18 protein-coding genes and 1 pseudogene are annotated in these 24,239 nt (G+C 63.3%); 8 read left to right on the forward strand and 11 right to left on the reverse strand.

The window, feature by feature from the left end; all coding sequences use genetic code 11:
- Positions 1–125: 125 nt before the first annotated feature.
- From HF257_RS13350 to HF257_RS13380, 7 genes are read right to left on the reverse strand one after another with little or no spacing between them, the layout of a single operon-like run.
- Positions 126–1,259 (reverse strand): LLM class flavin-dependent oxidoreductase, encoded by a 1,134-nt coding sequence (locus HF257_RS13350; protein WP_185710437.1) that lies wholly within the window; start codon positions 1,257–1,259, stop codon positions 126–128.
- Positions 1,249–2,226 carry an LLM class flavin-dependent oxidoreductase gene (locus HF257_RS13355; protein WP_185710438.1) on the reverse strand — a complete coding sequence of 326 codons (978 nt, stop codon included), beginning with the start codon at positions 2,224–2,226 and terminating at the stop codon, positions 1,249–1,251. The genes HF257_RS13350 and HF257_RS13355 overlap by 11 nt, the downstream gene beginning before the upstream one ends.
- Complete coding sequence (locus HF257_RS13360; RefSeq protein ID WP_185710439.1) at positions 2,223–3,200, reverse strand: LLM class flavin-dependent oxidoreductase; 978 nt, start codon at positions 3,198–3,200, stop codon at positions 2,223–2,225. The genes HF257_RS13355 and HF257_RS13360 overlap by 4 nt, the downstream gene beginning before the upstream one ends.
- Positions 3,197–4,177 (reverse strand): LLM class flavin-dependent oxidoreductase, encoded by a 981-nt coding sequence (locus HF257_RS13365; protein ID WP_185710440.1) that lies wholly within the window; start codon positions 4,175–4,177, stop codon positions 3,197–3,199. The genes HF257_RS13360 and HF257_RS13365 overlap by 4 nt, the downstream gene beginning before the upstream one ends.
- Positions 4,174–5,088 (reverse strand): 5'/3'-nucleotidase SurE, encoded by a 915-nt coding sequence (locus HF257_RS13370; RefSeq protein ID WP_185710441.1) that lies wholly within the window; start codon positions 5,086–5,088, stop codon positions 4,174–4,176. The genes HF257_RS13365 and HF257_RS13370 overlap by 4 nt, the downstream gene beginning before the upstream one ends.
- Positions 5,085–6,422 (reverse strand): LLM class flavin-dependent oxidoreductase, encoded by a 1,338-nt coding sequence (locus tag HF257_RS13375; protein WP_185710442.1) that lies wholly within the window; start codon positions 6,420–6,422, stop codon positions 5,085–5,087. The genes HF257_RS13370 and HF257_RS13375 overlap by 4 nt, the downstream gene beginning before the upstream one ends.
- A gap of 57 nt (positions 6,423–6,479) precedes the next feature.
- On the reverse strand, positions 6,480–8,915 hold the full coding sequence (locus HF257_RS13380) for a TonB-dependent receptor plug domain-containing protein (RefSeq protein WP_185710443.1): 2,436 nt from the start codon (positions 8,913–8,915) through the stop codon (positions 6,480–6,482).
- Positions 8,916–9,201: 286 nt separating this feature from the next.
- On the opposite strand from HF257_RS13380, the gene HF257_RS13385 reads away from it, so the two are divergent.
- Positions 9,202–10,194: a P1 family peptidase gene (locus HF257_RS13385; protein WP_185710444.1), complete on the forward strand. Its 993-nt coding sequence runs from the start codon at positions 9,202–9,204 to the stop codon at positions 10,192–10,194.
- Between the two features lie 386 nt (positions 10,195–10,580).
- Here HF257_RS13385 and HF257_RS13390 read toward each other — a convergent pair whose 3' ends face one another.
- Positions 10,581–11,927 (reverse strand): tetratricopeptide repeat protein, encoded by a 1,347-nt coding sequence (locus HF257_RS13390; RefSeq protein WP_185710445.1) that lies wholly within the window; start codon positions 11,925–11,927, stop codon positions 10,581–10,583.
- Between the two features lie 318 nt (positions 11,928–12,245).
- Here HF257_RS13390 and HF257_RS13395 point away from each other — a divergent pair, with 318 nt between their 5' ends.
- From HF257_RS13395 to HF257_RS13420, 6 genes and pseudogenes are all read left to right on the forward strand, one after another.
- Positions 12,246–13,829, forward strand: a complete 1,584-nt coding sequence (locus HF257_RS13395; protein ID WP_185710446.1) for an ABC transporter substrate-binding protein — start codon at positions 12,246–12,248, stop codon at positions 13,827–13,829.
- Positions 13,826–14,803 carry an ABC transporter permease gene (locus HF257_RS13400; RefSeq protein ID WP_185710447.1) on the forward strand — a complete coding sequence of 326 codons (978 nt, stop codon included), beginning with the start codon at positions 13,826–13,828 and terminating at the stop codon, positions 14,801–14,803. Before HF257_RS13395 ends, HF257_RS13400 begins: the two co-directional genes overlap by 4 nt.
- The gene (locus HF257_RS13405) at positions 14,803–15,630 is read left to right on the forward strand and encodes an ABC transporter permease (RefSeq protein ID WP_185710448.1); all 828 of its coding nucleotides are present in this window, start codon (positions 14,803–14,805) and stop codon (positions 15,628–15,630) included. The genes HF257_RS13400 and HF257_RS13405 overlap by 1 nt, the downstream gene beginning before the upstream one ends.
- Positions 15,627–17,213 (forward strand): dipeptide ABC transporter ATP-binding protein, encoded by a 1,587-nt coding sequence (locus HF257_RS13410; RefSeq protein ID WP_185710449.1) that lies wholly within the window; start codon positions 15,627–15,629, stop codon positions 17,211–17,213. Before HF257_RS13405 ends, HF257_RS13410 begins: the two co-directional genes overlap by 4 nt.
- 137 nt (positions 17,214–17,350) lie before the next feature.
- Positions 17,351–18,187: an alpha/beta fold hydrolase gene (locus HF257_RS13415; protein ID WP_185710450.1), complete on the forward strand. Its 837-nt coding sequence runs from the start codon at positions 17,351–17,353 to the stop codon at positions 18,185–18,187.
- 143 nt (positions 18,188–18,330) lie between these two features.
- Positions 18,331–19,009 (forward strand): annotated as a pseudogene (locus HF257_RS13420) (ATP-binding cassette domain-containing protein); the annotation flags it as partial.
- Positions 19,010–19,258: 249 nt separating this feature from the next.
- Here HF257_RS13420 and HF257_RS13425 read toward each other — a convergent pair.
- The 3 genes from HF257_RS13425 to pmrG form a co-directional block, all read right to left on the reverse strand.
- Positions 19,259–20,779, reverse strand: a complete 1,521-nt coding sequence (locus HF257_RS13425; RefSeq protein ID WP_185710490.1) for an ArnT family glycosyltransferase — start codon at positions 20,777–20,779, stop codon at positions 19,259–19,261.
- A complete protein-coding gene (gene arnT / locus HF257_RS13430) occupies positions 20,779–22,434 on the reverse strand; it encodes a lipid IV(A) 4-amino-4-deoxy-L-arabinosyltransferase (RefSeq protein WP_185710452.1) in 1,656 nt (551 codons plus the stop codon). The genes HF257_RS13425 and arnT overlap by 1 nt, the downstream gene beginning before the upstream one ends.
- Positions 22,435–22,621: 187 nt before the next feature.
- Positions 22,622–23,296 (reverse strand): lipopolysaccharide core heptose(II)-phosphate phosphatase PmrG, encoded by a 675-nt coding sequence (gene pmrG / locus HF257_RS13435; protein WP_185710453.1) that lies wholly within the window; start codon positions 23,294–23,296, stop codon positions 22,622–22,624.
- Between the two features lie 274 nt (positions 23,297–23,570).
- Between pmrG and HF257_RS13440 the strand changes: the two genes are divergently transcribed.
- The gene (locus tag HF257_RS13440) at positions 23,571–24,239 is read left to right on the forward strand and encodes an ABC transporter ATP-binding protein (RefSeq protein ID WP_185710454.1); all 669 of its coding nucleotides are present in this window, start codon (positions 23,571–23,573) and stop codon (positions 24,237–24,239) included.

Raw genomic sequence — 24,239 nt, forward strand, 5'->3', positions numbered from 1 at the left:
GGCAAACCACTGTCTACCTGATAAATGGAGATCCAAATGTGGGAGCGGGCTTGCTCGCGAAGGCGGTGTATCAGTCTCCAATCACTCACCTGATCCACCCCTATCGAAAGCAAATCACACCGCCCCTACCCACAGGCAACCGCCGCTGTGGCGGCGATTTTGCGCAACAGCGGCAGCACCTCTGCCCCCACATGTATCGACTCTTCCAGGTGCGGGAAACCCGACAGGATAAAACTGTCCACCCCCAACTGGTGATACTCCTCGATCCGCTCTGCTACCCGCGCATAGCTGCCCACCAGCGCCGTGCCCGCGCCGCCGCGGACCAAACCCACCCCGGCCCACAGGTTGGCTGAAACCTCCAGTTCCCGCGCGCCACGGCCACGGCCTTGCATCAGTTGGGTCTGGCGGCTTTGCCCTACGGACTCATACGCGGCCAGGTGCCGTTGCGCCTGGTCGATGGCGTCCTTGGGGATTTCTTGCAGCAGGCGCTCCACATGTGCCCACGCGGCTTCGTCGGTGGGGGCGGCGAAGACGTGCAGGCGCAGGCCGAAACGCAACGTGCGGCCCTGGGCGGCGGCGAGGTCGCGCATGCGCTGGATGCGTTCGGCGATCATGGCCGGCGGTTCGCACCACATCAGGTAGGTTTGCCCATGGGCCGCGCCGACACGTTCGGCGGCTTCGGAGGCGCCGCCAAAGTAGATCGGCGGTGCTTCGGCCCCCGGTGCAATCGGGGTGTGGATGCCGCTGCGGTAGTAGCGACCGGGATGAGCCGGTGGTTGCCCGGCCCAAACGGCCTGGAACACTTGCAGGAACTCGGCGGTGCGCGCATAGCGCTCGTCGTGTTCAAGAAAGTCGCCCAGCGAGCGCTGTTCAAAGCGGCTGGAGCCGGTCACCACGTGCAGCGCCAGGCGGTTTTCGCTGAGCAGCTGCAAGGTCGCCGCACGGTGCGCGGTGTAGGCCGGCAGCTCGGTGCCCGGCCTGAGGGTGAGCAGGAATTTCAGGCGGCGGACTTCCTGGGCCAGCACGGCGGTGATCAGCCATGGGTCTTCGAAGCCGCTGGCGGTGGGCACCATGATGCCGTCGAAGCCGGCCTGCTCGGTAGCGCGCACGATCTGGCGGAGGTAATCCAGGGTTGGCGCGCGTTCGCCTTGCTGGAACAGCCCGACCTTGGGCAAGCCGCTGCTGGTGAGGTGGCGGCCGTCGCCGTTGGTGGGCAGGAACCAATCCAGTTGGATCGGCGGGCGGACATCAGTGCTCATGGTGCAGGCGCTCCTTGCGCAAGAGGGGCAGTACCTGTTCGCCAAAACGCAGTACTTCGCTGACGGCCGGGCCGCCTTCCACGATCAGGTGGTTCAAGCCCGCGCCGCGCAGTTCCTGCAGACGCGTGGCGATCTGTTGTGGCGTACCCACCAGGATCAACGGTTGCCCGGGGGTAATTTGCAGCAGGTTCGGATGCACTTCCCATTGGCGCAGCGGGTGGCGCGCACGGGGGACGGTGGCGAGGGACTCCGTGGGCAAGTCGGGTACAGGCAATAAGCTGGCGGCGGTTTCCCAGGCCAGGTCTTCGCTATCGCCGAGGATCAGGCCGAAGGTGCAGGCAAATGTCAGCGACGGTTGAATCGCTCGCCAGCGTTGTATTTCCGAGGCCAGCCGCTGTGGAGGGCCAGGGGCGAGCAGGCAGGTCTGGGCATGAGTGGCGACCAGCGCGTGGCTCTGGCTGTCGTCCAGCACCAGCGCAGGTGCGGGCAATTCACGGCGGGCGACGCCGGCGTTTTCCAGTTGGAAATATAGGCCTTGGTAATCCAGCCCACCTTCATTGGGCGCTAGCAACTGCTGCAGGATTGCCAGGTATTCGCCGATGCGTTCGCTGCGCTGATCACGGTTGAGCCATTCGCCAAACGCGCTGCGCTCGCTGTTGGGCAGGTGCAGTTGCACCCGGTGGCCGCTGATGGATTGCAGGCTTTGCAAGGTGGTGGCCAACGCCGCCGGCAGCATCACTTCCGGCGGCACGCTCACCGACAATCGCACCCGCCGCGTATGCGCACACAATGCCGCCGCCACACCCAGGCTGTCGGCACATAGGGCGCCGCCGGGAATCCACAGGCCTTCGAGGCCGGCGTATTCCACGGCTTGGGCCAGCTGGATCCATTGCCCTGGCCGCGCCGCCCAATCGGGGGTGCACAGCGGCAGTAACCAGCTGAATTCAAGGGGCGTGCTGTCAGTCATGGTCTTTTCCAACCCAGGGCCGGGGCAATGTCCAAGGCGAGGATCTCCAGGCGCTTGAGGATCTGCGCCTGGGTCGAGCTTTCGGCCTGGACCACGGCGATCACGTAGTCAGCATAAGGCAGCAGGGAGGGATCCTGTTGCAAGCTTTCGATCACTTCATCGGGATGGCCGTGGTGCACGTTCATCAGGCGCAGGTGTTCCTGCAAGTCCACCGCGTGGTCGATCAAACCTTCACGTTGCAGGCGTGGGATATGCCGCTCGATGTCCACCGCCAGTTCAGCCTGCGCGCTGGCGCGGTCGGCGGCCGGGAAGATCGCGCGGACCACGCCGATGCGTGGCTTTCGGTGCGGGTGATGCCAGGCGTTCAGGTACGCATCGGCCAAGGGCTTTTGCACGGTCAGCGGATCGTGGGTGGCCGTGCCCAGCAGCAGCCCGTTGCCTTGTCGGGCGGTGTAAGCCGCGCCCTCGGTGCTGCCGTGTGAATGCCACAAGCGTTCGCCCAGGCTGTGGGCAGGCGGTTGCAAGGTCAGTTCGCCGGCCAGCGGCTGGCCTTGCAACAGGCTTTGCAAACGCTGCTGGTGTTCGGCGAAGTCTGCCTGGCGTCGACTTGGGTCACGATCAAACGCGCTGAAATTGTCCAGGTTGGCGCCGCCGCTGCCCAGGCCCAATTGCACCCGTCCACCGCTCAGGGCGTCCAGTACGCTGGCGTCTTCGGCCAGGCGAATCGGGTCTTCGAACGGCAGCACGATCACCCCGGTGCCCAGCTCGATACGCTGCGTGCGTTCGGCCACCGCCGCCAGCAACACCAGCGGCGAGGGCAGGCGACCAAAGCCGTTGCTCAGGTGGTGCTGGGCAATCCAACCGCCGTCGAAGCCCAGCGCTTCGGCGAATTCGAATTGTTCGATCAGGTCGCGGTAGACCTGCTGCGGGTCGTCGCCAAAGGCGTGGCTGAGAAAGCCCAGTTTGAAGGTCATGACGCAGCTCCCGTAGGTTGCCAGCCGAGGGCCGGGGCGATGTGTTCGCGGATGATTTCCAGGGCGCGAATGGCCTCGCGCAGCGGGGTGCTGGTGGTCTGCACTTGCAGGATCAACTGATCATGGGCCGTCAGCGCCGGGCCTTGTTGCAACTGCTCGATGATCTGCTCCACCGGGCCATGCAGCACGCCGAGGCGCGCGAGGGTGGTGTCGAAGTCATCGTCCAGCGCACCTTTGAGCACGCCGATGCTTTGCTGGCGCTGCACATAGGCCTGGATGTCGCGGCGGGTGGCGTCGTCCGGCGTCGGCAGCAGGGCTTGTACGCGCGCGATGCGGGCCGGGGTGCCGTTATCGCCGGTCCAGGCGTTGCGGTAGCGCTCCACTAGCTCTACACCCGCTTCGGGAGGTAGATGAGGGTTGGGCGCCATGATCAGACCGTGGCCGCGTTCGGCCACCAACTCCACCCGCGAAGTGGCTTCCCACAGCCGATGGCTCAAGCCGTTGGCCCGTGGCAACAGGCGCCCATCGCTGGCGGTCAATGGCGCGTTGCCCAAGGCATTGAGCAACTGTTGCAGGTGCTGTTCGTAATCACGATGACGCTGTGCAGGTTCACGGCCAAACGCCAGGAAAGTCTCGGGATCGAACCCCGCGCCGAGCCCCAGTTCCAGCCGGCCATTGCTCAGCAAGTCGAGCACGGCAGCATCTTCGGCCAGGCGCAGCGGCGTTTCCTGGGGCAGCACGATAATCCCGGTGCCCAGGCTGATACGCCGCGTACGCTGGGCAATGGCGGCCAGCAACACCAGCGGCGCAGGCAGACGGCCGTGCTCGCTGGCGAAGTGGTGTTGTGCCACCCAGCCGCTGTCGAAGCCCAATTCTTCGGCGACCTTGAACAGCTCCAGGGTGTCGCGATATACCTTGGGATCAAAGCGCGGGCTGTAGACCCGGCTCAGGAATCCCAAGGAAAAACCCGCACTCATGGCTTTACCTCCTGGGCCAGTTGTTTTTGCAACGCGGGGCCTGCGCTGATCGACTCCGGCAGGCCGCTGAACGGGCTGATGGTCAGGTAACCCTTGTTCAGCCACACCGCCTCATCGTCCTGTTGCGCGGCGGTGGCGGCGGGGCTGTATTGGAAGCCGATGCCGGGTTTGCCGGGCAGGTTGAACTGCTTGAGGTCGTCGGTGTACAGCGCCTCAAAGCCGACGTAACTGCCGACCCGAGTCAGCTTTACGCCCTTGATCTGCGCGTCCTTGGGCAGGTTGATGTTCAAGCCCAAGCCCGGTGGCAGAAGTGCGCCATCGGGTTGACGATGCTGGTCAAGGGCGTGCACCAGTTTTGCCACCAGGACGGCGGCGCGCTGCGGATCTTTTTCTTTCAAATCGGTGCTTACCGCCAGCGCCGGAACCCCGGACTGCAAGGCCACGCTGGCGGCGTTGAAGGTGCCCGAGGCCATGTTGATCGCCCCCAGGTTATTGCCGGGGTTGGGGCCGACGATCACCAAGTCGGGATGGGGCAGTACTTTGTTCAGGCCCATCAGCAGCGCCATCACTGGCGTGCCGCTGATCTCGATCTGCACTTCCTTGCCGGCGCATTCGGCGCTCTGGCACACGCCTTTGTCGGTGGTGCTGATGTAGTAGCTGTCGGGGTAGGCCGGGTCGGTGTCGTGGCCCACTGTGACTTCTCGGCCAAAGAAGAACGAGCCGCCACGTGCACTCTGGTCACCCTGCGGTGCGGCAATCTTTACGTTGTGCCCCTGGGCTTTGAGCTCGGTGTAGAGGGCGCGGATATTGGGGTGCTGATAACCGTCGTCGTTGCTCAGCAAGATATTCAAGGCAAAGGCTTTGGGGGCGATCACGCCTCCCAGGGCCAGCATCCATGCGCTGCGTTTCATGCGGTGGCTCCTGTGGTAAAGCGGTTGACTGGGCGCGGCAAACCGAGGCTTTCGCGCAAGGTGGTGCCTTCGTATTCCTTGCGGAACATGCCACGTGCCTGCAGCAGTGGGATCACTTGATCGACAAACACGTCGATGGCGCCCGGGAAATACGGGAAGAACACGTTGAAACCGTCGCAGGCCCGCGCCTGGAACCACGCTTCAAAGTGGTCGGCCACATCTTCGGCGGTGCCGATCACCGGGTTGCCGCCGGCCAGGCGCAGGTACAACTGGCGGATGCTCAGGTTTTCGCTGCGGGCCAGTTCCAGCACCTTGTCGCGTCGGCTGCCTCGTTGGCCAACGGGTGTCTCCGGCAACGGGCCGTCCAGGTCGTAGCCGGACAAGTCGATGTCATCGCCCAGTGTGTCGGCCAGCAGGCGCAGGCCCAGTACCGGGTCGATCAGCGCCTGGAACGCTTCGAACAGCGCCTGGGCCTGTTCGCGGCTGTCGGCGATAAACGGCGTGACACCGGGCAGGATTTTGACGTGGTCCGGGTCGCGGCCAAAGGCGGCGGCGCGTTGCTTGATGTCCTGGTAGAACGCCTGGGCGCCTTCCAGACTATGGGAATGCGCGAAGATCAACTCGGCCACGCGGGCGGCGAGGCTCTTACCCGGCTCCGACGCGCCGGCCTGCACCAGCACCGGGTGGCCCTGGGGCGGGCGCGCCACGTTGAGCGGGCCGCGCACGGAAAAGTGTTCGCCGCGATGGTTGAGGGTGTGCAACTTGGCCGGGTCGAAGTATTCGCCGCTGGCCTTGTCGCGGGTGAAGGCGTCGTCGTCCCAGCTGTCCCATAGGTCCTTGACCACGTCGTGGAATTCTTCGGCGCGTTGGTAGCGGTCGCCGTGGTCCACGTGGTGTTCGCGGCCGAAGTTCCAGGCTTCGTCGGAGACCACCGAGGTCACCAGGTTCCAGGCGGCACGGCCCTTGGACAGGTGGTCCAGGGACGCGAACTTGCGCGCAATATGGTAGGGCTCGTTGTAGGTGGTCGTCGCGGTGGCGATCAAACCGATGTTGGTTGTCACAGCGGCCAGCGCCGACATCAACGTGAGGGGTTCGAAGTGTTCGGCACGGGCGGTACGGCTCAGCGCATCGTGATGATGCCCCCACAGCGCGACGACATCGGCGATGAACAACGCGTCGAACTTGCCGCGTTCAGCGGTCTGGGCAATCTGCTTGAAGTGATCGAAATCCAGGCTGGCATCGGCCTGGGACAGCGGGTGACGCCAGGCGGCAACGTGGTGGCCGCTGTTGGCGAGAAAGGCACCCAGCTTGAGTTGGTCGGTGCGGCGGGTCATGAACAGGCTCCCATGAACGTCACGCACGGAGCCGGCGAACCGGCCCCGTGGTGTGGGTTAGAAGTTGTACGTCACGCCGGTGTACCAGTAGCCGCCGGTGGTGCCGTAAGGCGAGAAGTTGCCGTAGGGGAAGGCACCCGAGGTGCTGGCCAGGTTTGTGCGCTCCGGGTACTTGTTGAACAGGTTGTTGGCGCCGGCATTCAGGGTGACGGCCTTGGTGAGGTGGTAGTCGATGTTCAGGTCGGTGATCCAGGCTGGCGAGAAGGTGCGGTCGTAGATCTCGGCGGTGCCGTACTGGGTGTATTCGCCGTAGCGGGTCAGGTTCAGGCCGACTTCCAGTTTGTCGAAGGTCCAGGTGGTGCCCAGCAGCAGCTTGGATTGCGGCAGGCCGTACTTGAGGTTGCCCTGGCGTTGACGGTCATAACCACCGTCGGCACCGAGGGCTTGCTTGGCGATGGCCGAGGCGTGGATGTCATCGATCTGCGTGGTGTTCCAGTTGAAACCGGCGGTGTAGCGCAGGTTGCCCCAGGCACCGATGTCCTGGCGATAGTCGCCCACCAGGTCGACGCCACGGGTGGTGGTGTCCAGGGCGTTGGTGAAGTAGGTGACGGCCTGGTTCGGGTTAAGCCCGGCAGCGGCGAGGATCGCGCTGATCTGCGGTGTGCCACCGAGGTAGCCGGTCTGGGCGATGCGGTCCTTGATTTTGATCTGGTAGGCATCGAGGGTGATGCTGGTGGCATCGGTGGGTTGCAGGGTGAGGCCAAGGCTGAAGTTGGTGGACTTCTCAGGCTTCAAGTTGCTCGCGCCGAGGGCCTTGGCCACGTCGGAGTTGACCGCCACGTTGCGGTAGTCGAACAGCTGGCCGTTGACGCTGGTTTGCGAGGTGGAGCTGTAGATCTGCTGGGCCAGCGACGGCGCGCGGAAGCCGGTGCTGACGGTGCCGCGCACGGCGAGGATCGGGGTCAACTGGTAGCGAGTGGAGAGCTTGCCGTTGGTGGTGGTGCCCGAACCGTCGTCGTAGTGCTCGTAACGCCCAGCCAGGTCGACGTGCCACTTGTCGGTGAAGTCCTGGCCGATCTCGCCATAGCCGGCGAGGCTGGTGCGACTTTTTTCGGCGGCGTCGGCAGGCGTGGTACCGGCGCCGGAGATGGTCCCCGGCGGAATCAGTGCACCGTTGGCGCCGGTGGTGAACGGGCCGCTGGCGTAGGAGGCGAGGTCACCCTTGCCGATCTTGTAGTCTTCGTAGCGGTGTTCCAGGCCCCACGAAATCTGCGTCGGCTTGTACAGGCCGAGGTCGAAGGCGCGGGTCAGGTCGAGGTTGTTGGTCCACTGGCTGAAGGTTTTTACGCCGGTGTCCACCGAGGTCGGCGACGTCGGGCCGTAGCTCAGGTTGTAGGTGTCGGTAAGGGTGGCGCGAGCGTGGTCCTGGCCATACGTGGTGGACAGGTCGTAGTCCCAGCCAGCGGCCTTGCCCTTGCCGCCGAAGGCCACCTGGAAGTCTTCTTCGATAAAGCGCAGGTTGTCTTCGATACCTTGCGGGTACGGCGTCTGGATGCCGTTGAAGCTCGGCGGCTGGTGGAAGGCCAGGGGTTTTTCCGAGTTGCGGTGGGTGAAGGTGGAGAACGAATACAGCGTGAGGGCGTCATCCACCGGCAGCTCGGCGTTGTAGCCCAGGCTGAAGTTCTTCGCCTCCGGCAAGCCGGTGCCGTAGTAGGTGTGCTGCAGGCTGGTGTTGCCAGCGGCGTCGGTGTACGGCGCGTTGTCGGAACGGTCGGAGACGTTCTGTTTTTTCACGTCCAACGCCAGGTTGATAAACCCGTCATTGGGCAGTGCCAGGCCGACGTTGCCGGTTTGCCGCACGGTTTCGCCATCGCCGTTTTCATAGTTCTGGCCGTAGCTGGTGGACAGGCTGCCACCGTGGTCGGTCTGCTTGAGTACCACGTTGACCACGCCGCCAATCGCGTCCGAGCCGTACTGGGCCGAGGCGCCGTCACGCAGCACTTCGACGTGATCCACCAGGGCCGTAGGGATCATGTCCAAGTCCACCGGTTGCGAGCCGGAGTTGAGGTAGGTGCCGTTGTTGAGCAGTGCGCTGTTGTGACGGCGCTTGCCGTTGACCAGCACCAGCACTTGGTCGCCGTTGAGGCCGCGCAGGCTGATAGGGCGTACCACCGAGGTGGAGCCGAAGCCCGACGAGGCCGGCTGGTTCAGCGACGGCAGCACCTTGCTCAGCGCACGGGTCAGGTCGCCCTGGCCGGTGGCGAGCAACTGCTTGGACGAGATCACATCCACCGGCGCCGGGCTCTCGGCCAAGGTGCGTGCCTGGCCACGGTTGCCGATCACCACCACGGTGTCCAGCGGGTTATCGCTGGCCGGCGCGTCGGCGGCGAGGGTCAGGCTGCTGTAGCTGGCGGCTTCGCACAGGGCGATAAACAACAGCGTATGGGCGAAGGCTTTACGGGGCCTGCGGCTGGCGGCGCGGGACGTATTCATGATGGGCAACACTCCAATGGGTAGGGTGGCTTGTTGAGTTCAAGCTCTGGTGTGGGTGTGAGAGCAAGGGCTGTGCCATCTGAAAAAGTTGTTTAAAAACAGTGTGTTGATTGTGGTTGCATACCAGTGTTGGTGTTTTTCTAACAGGGCGCAGAGCAGGGTGTTGGTTTTTGTGCAGGGCTTTTTCCGGGGGGGCGGATTTCGAGCCGTGAGGCCGGGCGAGCTACGCTTGGCACACCCCTTGCTCACCCCACGCCATACCTAAACCCAAGGAAGCTTTTTCTGTATGCCTAGACCCGGCCCGCGCAACGCCCTCACCGATATCCCAGGCCTCACGGTCGGCCACGCCACGGACCTGCACGTCGACACCGGCGTCACGGTGATCCGCCCCGATGGTTTCTGGACCGCCAGTATCGACATCCGTGGCGGCGGCCCCGGCGGGCGCGAAACCGCTGCGTTGGAACCCGAAAACATGGTCGGCCAACTCCACGCGCTGGTCTTCGCCGGCGGCTCGGTATTCGGCCTGGGGGCGGCGGATGCGGTGGCGGCCAAACTGTCCCAGGACCAGGTCGGCCTGCACCTCAAGCCCGGTGCCCCGGCGATCCCCATCGTGCCCGCCGCCGTGTTGCACGACCTGGCCAACGGTGGCGACAAGGACTGGGGCCTGGAGCCGCCGTACCGGCGCCTGGGTTTTGAAGCGCTGGCCAACGCTGGCGAGGACTTCGAACTGGGCTCGGTGGGTGCTGGCCGTGGTGCCATGGCCGGAGTGCTGAAAGGCGGGCTCGGTACGGCCTCTCTCGACTTGGGTGACGGGCTGATCGTTGCCGCGCTGGTGGTCGCCAACCCGATTGGCTCGGTGTACATGCCCGACGGCCAGACCTTCTGGGCCTGGCCGTGGGAAGTGGCGGGGGAGTTCGGCGGCCAGCGCCCGCAAACAGAAATGGACTGCAGCGACCCGATGCCGGAGCTGTCGCGGCTGGACTCCATGGGCCGTTTGCAAGCCGGGGCGAATACCACGCTGGTGGTGGTCGCCAGCACTGCGCGCCTCACCGTTGCAGAGTGCAAGCGCGTGGCGATCATGGCCCAGGACGGCATCGCCCGGGCAGTACGACCGGCGCACTTGCCGTTTGATGGGGACACGGTGTTCGCGTTGGCGTCGGCGGCAGTGGAGTTGACCGACGGGCCGAGGCGGCAGGTGGAGATCGGGCGGATTGGCGCGGCAGCGGCCGATTGTGTGGCAAGGGGGATTGCGCGGGGAGTGTTCAGCGCACGGTCATAGTAAGTCAGACTCGGTCAAAAAATGTGGGAGCGGGCTTGCTCGCGAATGCAGTGTGTCAGTCAACTAATTCATTGGCTGATCCACCGCATTCGCGAGCAAGCCCGCTCCCACATTTGGATCTCCATGTATCAGGTAGCCTGGCTTTTGATCTGGTTTGTGATCTTGATCTTAGGCGCCCCGTCAAGCCCGCGTTCGGGCATGTCGAGCCTAGGCGAGACACCGAGTGGTGGGGCGAGGACCTTTTGCTTACTTTTGGCTGGGCCGGCATTCCGGTCCTTCCAAAAGTGAGCCGCTGTAAGAGCGGAACCCTAAGTAGCCGTGACCGAAACAATGGATATGTACTCCGACCGAAAAAGCTCCAGCTCCCACAGTTGAAACGCTATACATCAGGTAAAACGTGCAACCCGCTCTAACGCCTTACCCGCTTGCTCCGGCAACCCAAGCGCCTCATACACCCGCACCAAACTCCGATTAGTCGGCGCATCCCACCCGTCATACCGACGCCGCAGCTCCAGCGTTTGCTGCGCCCCCAACCAATCCCCAACCCTCAACCGCGCATCCAGCTCCACCTGGGCAAACAGATCACGCTGGGCATGGCTGCCGCCGATCTCATTCAATCGGGGCAGGGCGATAGTCAGTTGCTCCAATGCTTGCAGCGCATCCCCTCGCGCATGCGCCAGCAGCCCGCGTGCCAACGGCAAAGTCACCTCGCCCCACACCGGTCGTGCTGCCAGACTATGCTCGCGCAACGCCGCCAACAGTTCATCCGCCTCGGGCTTGCCGGCCCGCGCCAGGCCGTACAGGTATTGCACGCTGAGAAACGGCTGCACCGTATCCGCCACCCGCCGTTGCAGGTATGGCGCCAACGCCTGCCAACGCTCGCCCACATCAATGCCGGCCAGCTCCAACCGTGCCAGCAACGACACCGCCCCCACCTGGTCCTGGGAGTACTCCGGCAGGATACCCCACACGTGCTGGTCGTAGATCTCCAGCACACGCTGATCCTCACCCCGCGCCAGGTAGAACAACGCCAGGTGCCACCAGTTGTGGGTGTACATGAACGAGTTCAAGCCCGCCCAGTGATGGGCCACGTTTTCCAGGAACTCAGTGCCTTCCTCGATACGCCCCTGGGTCAGCATTACATGGGCCAGGGCGTGCTGGGCCCAAGGCTCGGAAGGTTGCAGGCGCAGGGCTTCGCGGGCGCTGGCTTCGGCTTCGTCGAGCAGGTGGCATTGCTCGTAGGCGAAGGCCAGCAGGCCGTGGCTGTGGGCGATGTCGGGCGCGCCGACAGTGGCCTTGAGGCCGATGCGCAGCAGTGCGGGCCAGTTGCCGCGGTTGAATTCCAGGTATTGGTTGAGCTTGGCCGCGAACAGGTCGCGGGGGTAGCGGTCGAGCAGGTGTTCGCTCAGGTGCAGGACCTGGTCAAGGTCGTCGTTGATCCAGGCCTGCAGCGCGGCCAGGTACAACTGGGCGCGTGGGTGGTCGCTGTTCACGGCGGCGGCGCGCTGGCGGTAGTGCTCGGCCAGGGTTGGACCTTCGGGGGACTCGATGAACATCAGCAGCACGCCGGCGAAGGCGTTGGCCAGGGCCGAGTCGGGGTCGGCATCGGCGGTGGCCAGAATGCCTTCGGCACGGGGCTGGTAGCCGAGGAAGCCGCCGATGAAATCGTCCAGGCCCTGGCGGGTGGAAGGGTCGAGTGTGTCGATGGGGTTGCCCAGGTAATCCAGTGACATGGGGAAGAGGCTCGTCTGTTCAGATGAGGTTGCAGGGGCAAACCTTGTGCCACCTGACACCATGGGGTCCATGTGGGAGCGGGCTTGCTCGCGAATGCGGTGGGCCAGTTGATGAAAATGCAGCTGACCCACCGCATTCGCGAGCAAGCCCGCTCCCACATTTCGCGCAGTGGGGCTGCTGCTTTTTGCACACTCAGGCGCAGCACTGTGGTTTTTTCATCAGCGGTTCTGCATGAACACCCCGTAATCCACACCCAAACACCCATGGCACAGCCCTTGCAAAATCCCTTCTAGAACTTTTCCATTCGAGGAGCCTTCATGCGCCCATTCTCTTTTCGCCGTGTCCTTTCATCCGTGGGGTTGTGCACCGCGTTGCTGGCCGGCCAGGCCCTGGCGCAACCCCAGGAGGGCGGGGTGCTGAACCTGGTGGCCCAACCCGAGCCGCCGTCGTTGATGCACGGCGTGGTCAGCCACGTGTCCACCCAATACGTGAGCGGCAAGGTGCTGCAAGGCCTGCTGACCTTCGACACCGACCTCAAACCCAAACCGGTATTGGCCAAGTCCTGGACCATCTCGCCGGACGGCCTCACCTACACCTTCGAGCTGCAAGACAACGTGCACTGGCACGATGGCCCGGCGTTCACCGCCGATGACGTGGTGTTCAGCTTCCAGACCTTCTACCCCGAAGTGGACAAGCGCCTGGGCGGGATCATCACCGAGTACGTCGCCAGCATCACCGCCAAGGGCCCGCAGCAGGTGGTCTTCACCTTGAAGAAACCCTTCGCCCCCTTGCTCTCGGCTCTGGGCAGCGGCCTGCGCCCGGTGGTGCCCAAGCACCTCTACGAGAACACCGATTTTCGTAACAACCCCTACAACCTGAAGCCGGTCGGTACCGGGCCGTTCGTATTCGTGGAGTGGAAACGCGGCGCCTACATCAAGCTGGCCAAGAACCACAATTACTGGAAAAAGGGCCTGCCGCACCTCGACAGCATCATCTTCCACGTGATCCCCGACGGTTCTTCCCGCGCCGCCGCTTTCGAGCGTAACGACGTGCAAGTGCTGCGCAGCGGCGATGCCGACTACTCCGACCTCAAGCGCCTCAGCGCGCTGCCGGATGTACAGGCGTCGGAGAAAGGCTGGGAGCTGTATGCCGGCCTGGCTTTCCTGCAGATCAACACGCGCAAGCCGCCGCTGAACAACCCCAAGGTGCGCCAGGCGATCCTGTATGCGCTGAACCGCCAGTTCATCGTCGATAACATTTTCTTCGGCTCGGGCAAGGTCGCCGAGGGCGAGTTTGTCTCCACCACGCCGTACCACGACCCGCAGTTGCCGCAGTACAGCTACGACGTGAAAAAGGCCAAGGCGCTGATCGCCGAGTCCGGTGTGGACGTGGGCGCGGTGCGTATCCGCTTGCTCAACGGTGAGAAGGGTGGCGCCTGGGAGCGCCTGGCCGAGTACACCAAGCAAGCCCTGCAACCGCTGGGCTTCAAGGTGCAAGTGGTGACGTCCGATGCCGCGACCTGGTTCCAGCGTGTGAGCGACTGGGACTTCGACCTGACCTACAACTTCATCTTCCAGATCGGCGACCCGTACCTGACCAGCGCCTACCTGTTCCGCTCCGACTACATCCTCAAGACCTCACCGTTCGCCAACGTCAGCGGCTACAACAGCCCCGAGGCCGATGCCCTGTGGGCCAAGCTTGCCGATACGCCGGAGGGCTCGGCGCGCACCCAGCTCTACAGCAGACTGGAAAACGTATTGAACACCGACCTGCCCATCGCGCCGATCTTTGAAATGCGCAACCAGACGCTGTTTCACACGCAAGTAAAAAACCTGCTGCAGACCGCTACCAGCCTTAACGAAGACTACGAAAGCGTGTACCTCGACGCGCCTGCGCCATGAACGGCGTGCTGTTTTTCGGCGGGCGCCTGGTCAAGGCGCTGCTGATGGTGGTGGCGGTGCTGGTGTTGAGTTTCCTGTTGATCCGCCTGGCGCCGGGTGACCCGGCACTGCTGCTGGCCGGTGAAGCGGGGGTGGACGATGTGCAGTTTATCGAGCAACTGCGCCAGACCATGGGCCTGGATAAACCGCTGCTGCAGCAGTTGCTGATTTACCTGGGCAACGTCGCGCACTTGGACCTGGGCTATTCCTATCGCAACCAGACGTCGGTGTGGTCGCTGATCAGCGAGCGCTTGCCGGCGACGCTGGCGTTGATGGGCTCGGCGTTTGTGGTGTCGTCGGTGCTGGGCGTGACGTTGGGCGTGCTGGCTGCGCGGGCGCGGCGCAAGGGGCATTGGCTGGATGGGTTGATTTCCCAGGGCGCCTTGTTGCTGTACGCGATGCCGCCGTTCTGGCTGGCGATGCTGTTGATCTTGCTGTTTTCGGTCAGCCTGGACTGGCTGCCGGCCTTCGGCATGGAAACCGTCGGCCAGGACTTCTCGCTGCTCGATCGCCTGCAGCATTTGCTTTTGCCGTGCCTGTCGCTGAGCGTGTTGTTCCTGGCGTTGTATATCCACCTGACCCGCGCTGCCGTGCTCGACGCGTTCAGCCAGGAATACGTGCGCACCGCCCAGGCCAAGGGCCTGCATCCGCGCCGGATTTTGTACGGGCATGTGCTGCGCAATGCGCTGCTGCCGTTGGTGACGTTTGCCGGCATGCAGCCGGGCCAGTTGGCCAGCAGCATGTTGTTGGTAGAGGTGGTGTATTCCTGGCCCGGCCTCGGCCGCTTGATGTACGAGTCCCTGGCCCAACGTGACTACGGGGTGCTGATGGGAGGCTTTCTGGTGATCTCGATTCTGGTGGTGAGCTTTAACGTGTTGACCGATGTGATATGCCGGCTTATCGACCCGCGCATTGCCGCCGGAGGGCAGGGCTGATGGCGGTGTTCAGACGGTTTGTACGCCAGCCCTCGGCGCTGGCCGGTGCGGTGTATTTGTTGCTGTTGACGGCGCTGGCACTGGCCGCGCCTTGGCTGGTCAACAGTTCGCCCTGGGAGATGAATACCCAGCCGATGTTGGCCCCGTTTCATGATGCATCCCATTGGTTGGGCAGCGACCTGCTCGGGCGCGACCTGGGCAGCGGTTTGCTGTACGGCGCCCGCGTATCCCTAGCGGTGGCCACCTTGTCGACATTGGCGACCGTGTTGGTGGGCTTGATAGTGGGCGCCATCGCCGGTTACTTCGGCGGCTGGCTCGACGGCGTGCTGATGCGCGTCGCGGAGTTCTTCCAGATCGTACCGCAACTGGTGCTGGCGGTGATCCTGGTGGCGGTGCTGGAACCTTCCCTGGGCACGATCGTGCTGGCGATTGCATCGGTGGCGTGGCCGCCGGTGGCGCGCCTGGTGCGCAGCGAGTTCCTGACCTTGCGCCAGCGTGAGTTCGTGCAGGCGGCGCGGGTACTGGGGCAGTCGCCGCTGGGGATCATTACGCAACAGATCCTGCCGAATGCCTTGTCGCCGTTGCTCGTGGTCATGACGTTTGTGATGGCGATGTCGATCCTCACCGAAGCCGCATTGGCGTTTCTCGGTTTAAGCGACCCCGAAGCCATGAGTTGGGGCTACATGATCAACGCCTCCCGTGGCCTGCTGCGGGACGCCTGGTGGATGAGTTTCCTGCCGGGGCTGGCGATTGTGCTGTGTGTACTGGCGGTGAATCGGGTGGGCGAAGGCCTGCGCGTGGCCTTCGAACCGGGGAGGCCGCTATGACGTTATTGAGTGTCGAACACCTGCGTATCGCCTTGCCGGCGGGTGCGGACCGTAGCCATGCGCTGTATGACCTGTCGCTGCAACTGCGTAGCGGTGAATGCTTGTGTGTGGTGGGCGAGTCCGGTTCGGGCAAGTCGATGTTGGCCAAGGCGCTGCTGCGCCAATTGCCCACGCCGTTGACGGTGGAAAGCGGGCGCCTGGTGTTTCGTGATGAAGACTTGGCCAACCGTAGCGAAGCAGCGATGCGCGAACTGCGCGGGCGCGATATCAGCATGGTGTTCCAAGAGCCGATGAGCGCGCTGAACCCGCTGTTGCGCGTCGGCGAGCAGATCGATGAGACCCTGCGTGCCCACGGGGTCAAATCCTCGCGGGAACGTCGCCAGCGCGTGGTGGACTTGCTCGGTTATGTCGGCTTGCCCGACCCCGAGCGGTTGCGTCTGGCGTATCCCTTTGAACTCTCCGGTGGCCAGCGCCAGCGGGTGGTGATCGCCATGGCCCTGGCGTTCGATCCGGCGTTGCTGATTGCCGACGAGCCCACCTCGGCGCTGGACGTGACCACACAGGCGCAGATTCTCGACCTGTTGCGCAAAATCCAACAGGACAAGGGCATGGCGTTGTTGTTTATCACTCATGACTTTGCCGTGGTCGAGGCGATTGCCGACCGCGTGCTGGTGTTGGAAAAAGGCGTGTCGGTGGAGCAAGGCAGTGCCCGGCAGGTATTGCGCGAGCCCAAGGCCGCGTACACCCGGCAACTGTTGGCGGCGGTGTCCGCCGAGCCGTTGGCACCGCGCGGGTTGGTCGAGGGGCCGGTGGTGCTCAAGGCCGCGCAACTGGGCAAGGTGTTTCGCAGCCGCAACGGTTGGTGGGGCAAACGCACCACCCAGGCGTTGGACGCGGTGCAGTTGGAGCTGCGCGAAGGTGAAACCCTGGGCATCGTCGGCGAGTCGGGCTCGGGCAAGTCCACCCTGGGCCGTTGCCTGGTGCGCTTGCTGCGGGCCGACAGCGGGCACATCCACTGGCTGGGCCAGGACGTTGCCGAGTTGTCGGAGGCGCGGCTGCGGCCGTTGCGCAGCGCTGTGCAGATGATCTTCCAGGACCCGTTCGCCTCCCTCAATCCACGTCAGACCGTGGGCCGCATCATCATGACCGGGCCCTTGGTGCAAGGACATTCAAAGAGCGAAGCTGAGCAACGCGCGCGGGAGTTGCTGACCTTGGTCGGCCTGCCGGCCACCGCGTTTGAGCGCTACCCCCATGAGTTTTCCGGTGGCCAGCGCCAACGCATCGGCATCGCCCGCGCCTTGGCGGTGGAACCCAAGGTGCTGATCGCCGATGAATGTGTGTCGGCGCTGGATGCGTTGATCCAGGTGCAGATCCTGGAACTGCTGGAGTCGCTGCAACGGCGCTTGAAGTTGAGCATCGTGTTCATCACCCACGACCTGCGCGTTGCGGCGCGGCTGTGTGACCGCATTGCGGTGATGCAGAACGGTCGGGTGGTGGAGCAGGGGGAAACGGCGGGGTTGTTTGCGGATGCACGGCATCCCTATACCCGAACGCTCCTGCAATCCGTGATTGCCGAGGTGTAGGTGATCTAAATGTGGGAGCGGGCTTGCTCGAGAATGCGGTGGGTCAGTGACCTATATTTTGATTGACACACTGTATTCGCGAGCAAGCCCGCTCCCACATTTTTGGCCGAGTTTATTAATCGAGGAATGTGGTGTTTATGAGTGCCCAATTTACAGACTTACCCATAGTGCGCGGCCAGCCTGTGGCAATCCGCCCCCACCGCACCCTGAGCATCGCGCACCACCCAGGCACCACCCAACCCGACACCGTGGTGTTTTTCTGCCATGGCGCCGGCGGCAACAAGGACCAATGGCGCCTGCAATGGCAAGCGCTCAAGGCCGAAGGCTACAGCCTGGTGGCCTGGGACTTGATGGGCCACGGTGATAGCGCCCGCCCACGTGACGACCAGGCCTACGCCTGGCCCGAATTGGTGGCGGATTACCTGGCGATCCTGCAGCGTTATGCCGGTGCGCGAAACCTGCTCGTCGCGCACTCCTTCGGCACGGGCCTGAGCCTCAGCGTGTTGCTGGCCAAGCCGACGGTCACAATCAACGCGGCGTTGCTGCTTGGCACCCAGTTGCATCGGCCGGCGGTCAGTGGCGGGCTGATGGCGTTGCCTGCATGGATCCTGGAGTGGCTGCGCCCGGTCCTGGCCAAGGGCTTTCGCGAACGCGCCTGGCATGCCACGGCCGACCCGGTGCTGGTGGCCTACGAAGAAAAACTCACCGAGCGCAATCGCCTGCACATGTTCAAGGCACTGACCAAAAACGCCGAATGGCCGGACGCCGACTTGATCCCCACGTTGGTGTTGCCGGTCAGCGTGTTGGCCGGTGACAGCGACGGTCTCACCCCCGCCAGCGGCGGCCAGGACCTGGCTGGGCAGTTGCCGAATGCGGACTTTCAGGTGCTGGAAGCCTGTGGCCACCAGTTGATGTTGGAAAAACCGGACGCGGTGCTGAAAGCATTCAACAAACTGCTGGCAAAGGCCTTATAACTCAAAAATTTTTTGCTATTCGATTCAGCTATTGGATTGTTCATGAGGTAATGCATTTAATTCGGGACCTAACTCATTGTTGTTCGGAATAAATCAGTCCTTTGGGGCTGTAATGAGCCAGCGTTCCGCCTTAGAGATTAGCCATGAGCAACCCCGTTGCCCCCGAGCCCCTGATCCGCCTGCGTGATCTGTGCAAGACCTTTGGTGCCCAGCAGGCGCTGGACGGGGTCAGCCTGGATATTTACCCCGGCGAAGGGGTGGCATTGCTGGGGGCAGCGGGCGCGGGCAAATCGACCTTGGTGAAGATTCTCAGTGGGACCTTGGCCCCGGATGCCGGTGAACTCTGGGTCGATGGCCAACGGCAACGCTTTGTTTCGCCCTTGTCGGCGCGGCGAGTCGGCATTGTGGCGGTCCATCAAAACCCTGATGACGCCATCGCCCCCGGCTTGAGCGTGGCCGAAAACCTGCTGCTCGACGAACTCGGCCAACCCGACGCCGACTTTCTGCTCAACCGCAAAAGCCTGCTGCAACGCGCCGAAACCATCGCTGCCGGGCTGGGCCTGGAGCTGCCGCTGCAACACCCGGTAGAGCGTCTCGGCCTGGCGGACCGCCAACTGCTGGTACTGGCCCGGGCATTCGTGCTGCAACCCAAGCTACTGATTCTCGACGAGCCCACCGCCGCCTTGTCGGAAGCCGACGCCGAGCGCCTGCTCGGCCTGATCGACAGCCAACGCGCGCGGGGAGTGGCGATCCTGTACATCTCCCAGCGGCTGTCCGACCTGCAACGGGTGACCAACCGCGCCATCGTCCTGCAGGAAGGCAGGCTGACCAGCGACCTCAATACCCGCCACTTGCCGACGGCAGCCTACACGCTGTTTGGCGATGTGGCCGAACAGCCAGCGGTGACGCCGGACAAGGCCTTGCCGGTGCCGTTTCTGGAACGGTTTACCCGTGCCGGGTTTATCCGCAATCGTGCGGAGGGGAAAGCGGTGCAAGAGCAGGTGGCGGGGTTGGGAACGGGCGTCGCGCCAGTCGAAGCCCTGGATCCGGCAAAGACCAAGCGCACTTGAGTCAGTGTGCCGAGGGCACGAACGCCACACTCCCACCGTCACGCTTGTGAAACAACTGCTCGCCGTTGTCCGGCCGGGTGATGATCACCTGATGATCCTTACCCAGGTACGCCAGCGGCGTAGGGTCGTCCTTGGAGAACTGCGCGACGATAATCGTGCGCTGCGGGTCGAAGGCCTTGCCGCTGGTTTTTTCCAGCCAGGCCATGAACGCAGCACTGTCGCCCTGGCGTGGGAAATCCAGGGCCTCGGGTACGTAGTAGAACGGCTTGCCGCCGTTCTGCAGGTACATCGGCACCTTGTTGTCCACTTCCACCAGCACCATTTGCCATTGGTCCCACGGGGCGCTTTTAACTGCCTCTGCGTGCACGTCCTCGACAAAGCCCGTCACGCCGCCATTGCCGTTGCTCCACGGATAGGCCACGCCAAGGACCAGCAGCATCAATGCCGCAGCGATGGCAAAGCCCCTGTTCCAGCGTGGCCGGCTGGCCGGTTGGGTGTGCAGGCGTTCACTGAGCCACCAGGCGCCCAGCAATTGGGCGAACGGCACCAAGGGCAATACGTAGTAGCTGCGTCGGCTACCGCTGGCGGTAAAAAACACGAACAACAGGCCGAGGCCCCACACCAGCCAACGTACGTTGGGCGGGGTCTGGCGCCAGTGCCGCAGCGCCAGCCACAGTCCCAGCAGCCAGCAGGGCACCCACGGCAGGGTGTAGGCGGGCAGGTAGATCAGGTAGGTGTAGATCGGGCCCATGTGGTCGAAAGGGTCGAAGAAGCGCACCACGTTTTCACGGAACACCAGCGCCAACCCGCTCTGGCCATAGGTGGGCGCGCCGTACAGATGGGACAACACGAACGGCACGGCGTACACCGCGCCGGCGATCAGCATCGCCAGCAGCAGGCGCAGGTTGAGGTGACGTTTGTAGCGCTGTTCACCGAGCAGGTGCGGCAGCAGCACCAGGGCAGGCAGCACGAAGCCGATCAGGCCCTTGAGCAACGACGTCAGCGACAGCAGCAGGAAGAACACCGTGTAGCGCCAAAGCCGCGTGTCATCGGGCCCGCGCCAATACCACCAGACCGCCGCCAGCACACCGCACACGGTGAGCACGTCCGCCGTGGCCACGCGGGCCCAGAATAGAAAGTAAAAGGTGGTGGCGAGCATCCAGCCGGCGATCAACCCGGTTCCCTTGCGAAACAAATGCTCGCCGATCAGGTACACCAGCCACACGCTCAACCAGGCACCGATCACCGAAGGCAGGCGCAGCGACCATGGGCCGAGGCCACCCATCAGGTGCGCCGTGCCGGTGATCAGCCAGTAGGAGGGCAGGGGTTTGTCGTAATACGGGCCGCCCTTGAGGTACGGGTCGAAGTAGTCGCCGCTCTGCAGCATCTGCAAGGCGATGTTCGCCCAGCGGCTTTCCGGGCCCCACAGGTCGCGAGCGCCCAGGCCTGTCATCAGGAGCAGGGCCGTGACGCCCAGCAGCAAAAGCAGGGCGCCGCGTTCGGTCTTGAAGAAGGGCCGCATCATGGCAACTGCGGGTAAATGATCAGTTGCAGGTACCCTTTGCTGTAGCGTTTGCCTCCCAGCGGCAGTTGCCCGGCCTCGCGCATTTCACTGGTGCTGCTGACCCGCAGCAGCACGCCGACCGAACCGTGCTGGCGTGCTTCGTACAGCCAGTCCTGTACCTGGTCCAACTCGACTTTGCGGTGCACCGAACCTGCGTACTGCAAGCCGTAGCGCAATTCGCCCTCGGTGTCATACAGCGTTACCTCGGGGCGCTTCAGGCGCCATGACAACGCACTCGCGCTGCCCAGTTCATTACTCAGCAGGGCATGGGTTGGCTGCAGTTCGTCCAGGTGCTCGAGGACGAATTGGTCGGGCATTTCATTGTCTTCGATCTGCGCGGGCATGCCGGCTGGCAGCAACACCACCAGCAAACCAATGCCCAAGGCCGGCATCGCCCACAGCGTCAGCGGACGGAACGCCTGCAGCAGGTTGGCAAGGATCCACACCAGCAACACGATAAACGCCAGCGACAGGCTGAACATCTCGGCGTGGCTGTTGCCGTACAGCGGCTTGGCGATTTGCAGGTAGATCAAGCCGATCATCGCCGCCATGCCGATGACGAAGTTGAGCAGACCATTGAGGCAGATGGTTCGGGCGCGGCCAGCGCTGATCAGATCAATCAGGGTATGTCCCATCAACAGGGCCAGCGGCAGCAGGCACGGCATGATGTAGGTCGGCAGCTTGCCGTTGCTCAGGCTGAAAAAGCCCAGCGGCAATAGCAGCCACAGCGCCAGGAAGGTGATCGCCGGTTGGCGTTTTTCCTGCCAGGTCTTGCGCAAGGTGCTCGGCAGCAGACCGGCCCAAGGCAGGCAGGCCACGGCGATGATCGGCAAGAAGAACCACCATGGCCGCACGTGTTGCGCGTTGTCGGCGCTGAAGCGGCGGATGTGTTCGTTCCAGAAGAAGAACCGCCAGAAGTCCGGTTCCTGGATGTGGATCGCCAGTACCCAGGGCAAGCACACCAACACCGCCACCAGCACGGCCAGTGAGCCATAGCGAACCAGTTCACCCAGGCGCCGCTGCCAGAGCATGTAAGGCACGGCAATCAGCACCGGCAGTGCCCAGGCCAGGAAACCCTTGGTCATGAAACCCATGGCGCAGGCCAGGCCCAACAATGCCCAGGCGCCAAGGCGGCCGCGCATTGTGCGGCTATCGAGGGCAAACCACAGGGCAACCAGGCTCAGGTTGACCCAGAAGGTGAATTGCGGATCGAGGTTGGAATACCCGGCTTGTCCGGCCACCAGGCCAAAACTCAGGTAGAGCAATGCGCAGGCGAAGCTTTTGCGCGGGTCGTTCCACAGGCGACGGGCAATCAGATAGGCCAGCAGCACGCTCAGGCCGGTGGTCAGGGCCGAGGCGATACGCACACCGAACAGGTTCTGGCCAAACACCGCTTGGCCCAGGGCAATCAGCCAGTAGCCGGCGGCGGGTTTTTCGAAATAACGGATGCCCATGAAGTGCGGCGATACCCAGTTGCCGGTCAGCAGCATTTCCTGGCTGATCTGGCCGTAGCGGGTCTCGTCAGGTATCCACAAACCATGCAGGCCCAACGGTAATAAATAAAACGCAGCAAAAGCCAGCAACAATACATGCAGGGGTTTTAAACGGGTCATTAAAACGTCGCTCCTTGACGTTCAGTTGCACGGTAGTGGTGTATTGAAGTCATAGCCCAAAACAATAAGACTTTCACTAAGTCACTGAAAATATTCATGACGTCCTTAACTAACAGACACAACTAAACATGCCAGAAGATGGCTGTCGTTTTGCTGAACATGGGCCGCAGTGGCCGGTGGGGAAGTTCTAGAGTTGTTTTAGCGAGACCGGCCAGTCCTGGCTTTTGAGGATGCCCAAGGTCTTGAGTTTGCCGTTGGGCAGCACTTGCAGGAACAGTGCGCTGCCGTACTCGGGGAAGGCTGCATGGGGGAAACCGAGGGTTTTTTCCAGGTCGGCGATGCAACCGCTGTGGGTCACGAACACCAGGTTGCGACCAGGGTTCTTGTGGCTGAGCAGTTCTTCACCCATGGCCGCGCCGCAGATGGCGTACTGGCTGGCGGTCAGCTCGTTTTTGCCGAACATGAACCGCAGGGTCTGCGCGGTGCGGATGGCTGGGCTGGCGAGTACATCGCTGCCTTCCATGCCCAATAATTTAAAGGACTTGCCGAGTCTTTCGGCGTGTTGGCTGCCGTTGATCGTCAGGCCTTCAATCGGCCCCAGGCAGGGATTGGCCGAGCGGTCGCAGCGCTCTTCGTGGCGTACCAGCACGATGATCTCGCCATCGCGCCACAGCGGCAGCACCTGGGAATTAAGCAGGCGGTCGCCCACGCCGAGGTCCTTGGGTGACAGCGGCCACAACATGCTGCCGGCGAGCAGCATGCCGATCACGGCGAGTCCCAGCCAAAGCCGGGTCAGGCGCTTGAAAAAGGCCCGCGGCGAGCGCGCTTTGGTCAGGGTAAGGTCAACCACTTTATTCACCATGGGCACTGTCGAAAGTGTTGTTCTGATTTGGCGCAACGTGTCGGCGAATGCCCGCAGTGAAGCAGGAGACTGTCATAGGGCTGCTGTCTTTTCGCTGAACATGCTGCGGTTAAAAGTTGTCAGTCGTGACCCCTGAAAAGTTGCCGACGCGTGACACATGGCCGGCAATTTAAGGTGTGGCGGGTGGGCAACCGGTGAAATCGATGTGAAAAATTTGCGTGACCGCGATCGGCAGCCGTTATTCTCGATGGCCAGCCATAAAACGAGTGTTGCCATGTTGCAGGTGCAAGGGGTCTTCAAGAGCTATGCCACGCCACAGGGCCCGTTGGCGGTGTTGGCGGGTGTCGACTTGCACCTGGCCGCGCGCAGCAGCCTGGCGTTGATGGGCGAATCGGGCAGCGGCAAGAGCACCCTGTTGCACCTGGTGGCCGGGCTCGATCGGGTGGACGGCGGCAGTATCCAGGTGGGCGAGCAGCGTCTCGACCAACTCAGCGAGTCTCAATTGGCGCACTGGCGCCGCACGGATATCGGCCTGGTGTTCCAGCAGTTCAACCTGATCGGCAGTTTGCGTGTCGAGGACAACCTCGCATTCCAGGCGCGGCTGGCCGGTCGTTTTGATCCGCAGTGGCAGGCGCAATTGATCGAACGACTCGGCCTCGGTGATTTGCTCAAGCGTTACCCCGAACAACTCTCCGGCGGCCAGCAGCAACGGGTAGCGGTGGGGCGCGCGTTGGCGTCACGCCCAGGCCTGCTGCTGGCGGACGAACCCACCGGCAACCTTGACGAGTCCACCAGCGACGAAGTGCTGCAACTGCTGCTCGACCTTCTGCGTGACAGCCCCACCAGCCTGTTGATGGTCACCCACAGCCCCCGTATCGCGGCTCGGCTGGACCAGCAGGTGGTGTTGCATCGGGGTCGTGTCGTGCCTGCGGACGCCGCTTGA

Source organism: Pseudomonas cremoris (assembly GCF_014230465.1).

Bases quoted from the DNA above. Each gene is read 5' to 3' on its own strand.
- HF257_RS13390 (WP_185710445.1), bottom strand. From the start codon at position 11,927: ATGTCACTGGATTACCTGGGCAACCCCATCGACACACTCGACCCTTCC.
- HF257_RS13355 (WP_185710438.1), bottom strand. From the start codon at position 2,226: ATGACTGACAGCACGCCCCTTGAATTCAGCTGGTTACTGCCGCTGTGC.
- HF257_RS13385 (WP_185710444.1), top strand. From the start codon at position 9,202: ATGCCTAGACCCGGCCCGCGCAACGCCCTCACCGATATCCCAGGCCTC.
- arnT (WP_185710452.1), bottom strand. From the start codon at position 22,434: ATGACCCGTTTAAAACCCCTGCATGTATTGTTGCTGGCTTTTGCTGCG.
- HF257_RS13400 (WP_185710447.1), top strand. From the start codon at position 13,826: ATGAACGGCGTGCTGTTTTTCGGCGGGCGCCTGGTCAAGGCGCTGCTG.
- HF257_RS13380 (WP_185710443.1), bottom strand. From the start codon at position 8,915: ATGAATACGTCCCGCGCCGCCAGCCGCAGGCCCCGTAAAGCCTTCGCC.
- HF257_RS13370 (WP_185710441.1), bottom strand. From the start codon at position 5,088: ATGAAACGCAGCGCATGGATGCTGGCCCTGGGAGGCGTGATCGCCCCC.
- HF257_RS13425 (WP_185710490.1), bottom strand. From the start codon at position 20,779: ATGCGGCCCTTCTTCAAGACCGAACGCGGCGCCCTGCTTTTGCTGCTG.
- HF257_RS13410 (WP_185710449.1), top strand. From the start codon at position 15,627: ATGACGTTATTGAGTGTCGAACACCTGCGTATCGCCTTGCCGGCGGGT.
- HF257_RS13440 (WP_185710454.1), top strand. From the start codon at position 23,571: ATGTTGCAGGTGCAAGGGGTCTTCAAGAGCTATGCCACGCCACAGGGC.
- HF257_RS13395 (WP_185710446.1), top strand. From the start codon at position 12,246: ATGCGCCCATTCTCTTTTCGCCGTGTCCTTTCATCCGTGGGGTTGTGC.
- HF257_RS13405 (WP_185710448.1), top strand. From the start codon at position 14,803: ATGGCGGTGTTCAGACGGTTTGTACGCCAGCCCTCGGCGCTGGCCGGT.
- HF257_RS13375 (WP_185710442.1), bottom strand. From the start codon at position 6,422: ATGACCCGCCGCACCGACCAACTCAAGCTGGGTGCCTTTCTCGCCAAC.
- HF257_RS13365 (WP_185710440.1), bottom strand. From the start codon at position 4,177: ATGAGTGCGGGTTTTTCCTTGGGATTCCTGAGCCGGGTCTACAGCCCG.
- HF257_RS13415 (WP_185710450.1), top strand. From the start codon at position 17,351: ATGAGTGCCCAATTTACAGACTTACCCATAGTGCGCGGCCAGCCTGTG.
- HF257_RS13360 (WP_185710439.1), bottom strand. From the start codon at position 3,200: ATGACCTTCAAACTGGGCTTTCTCAGCCACGCCTTTGGCGACGACCCG.
- pmrG (WP_185710453.1), bottom strand. From the start codon at position 23,296: ATGGTGAATAAAGTGGTTGACCTTACCCTGACCAAAGCGCGCTCGCCG.
- HF257_RS13350 (WP_185710437.1), bottom strand. From the start codon at position 1,259: ATGAGCACTGATGTCCGCCCGCCGATCCAACTGGATTGGTTCCTGCCC.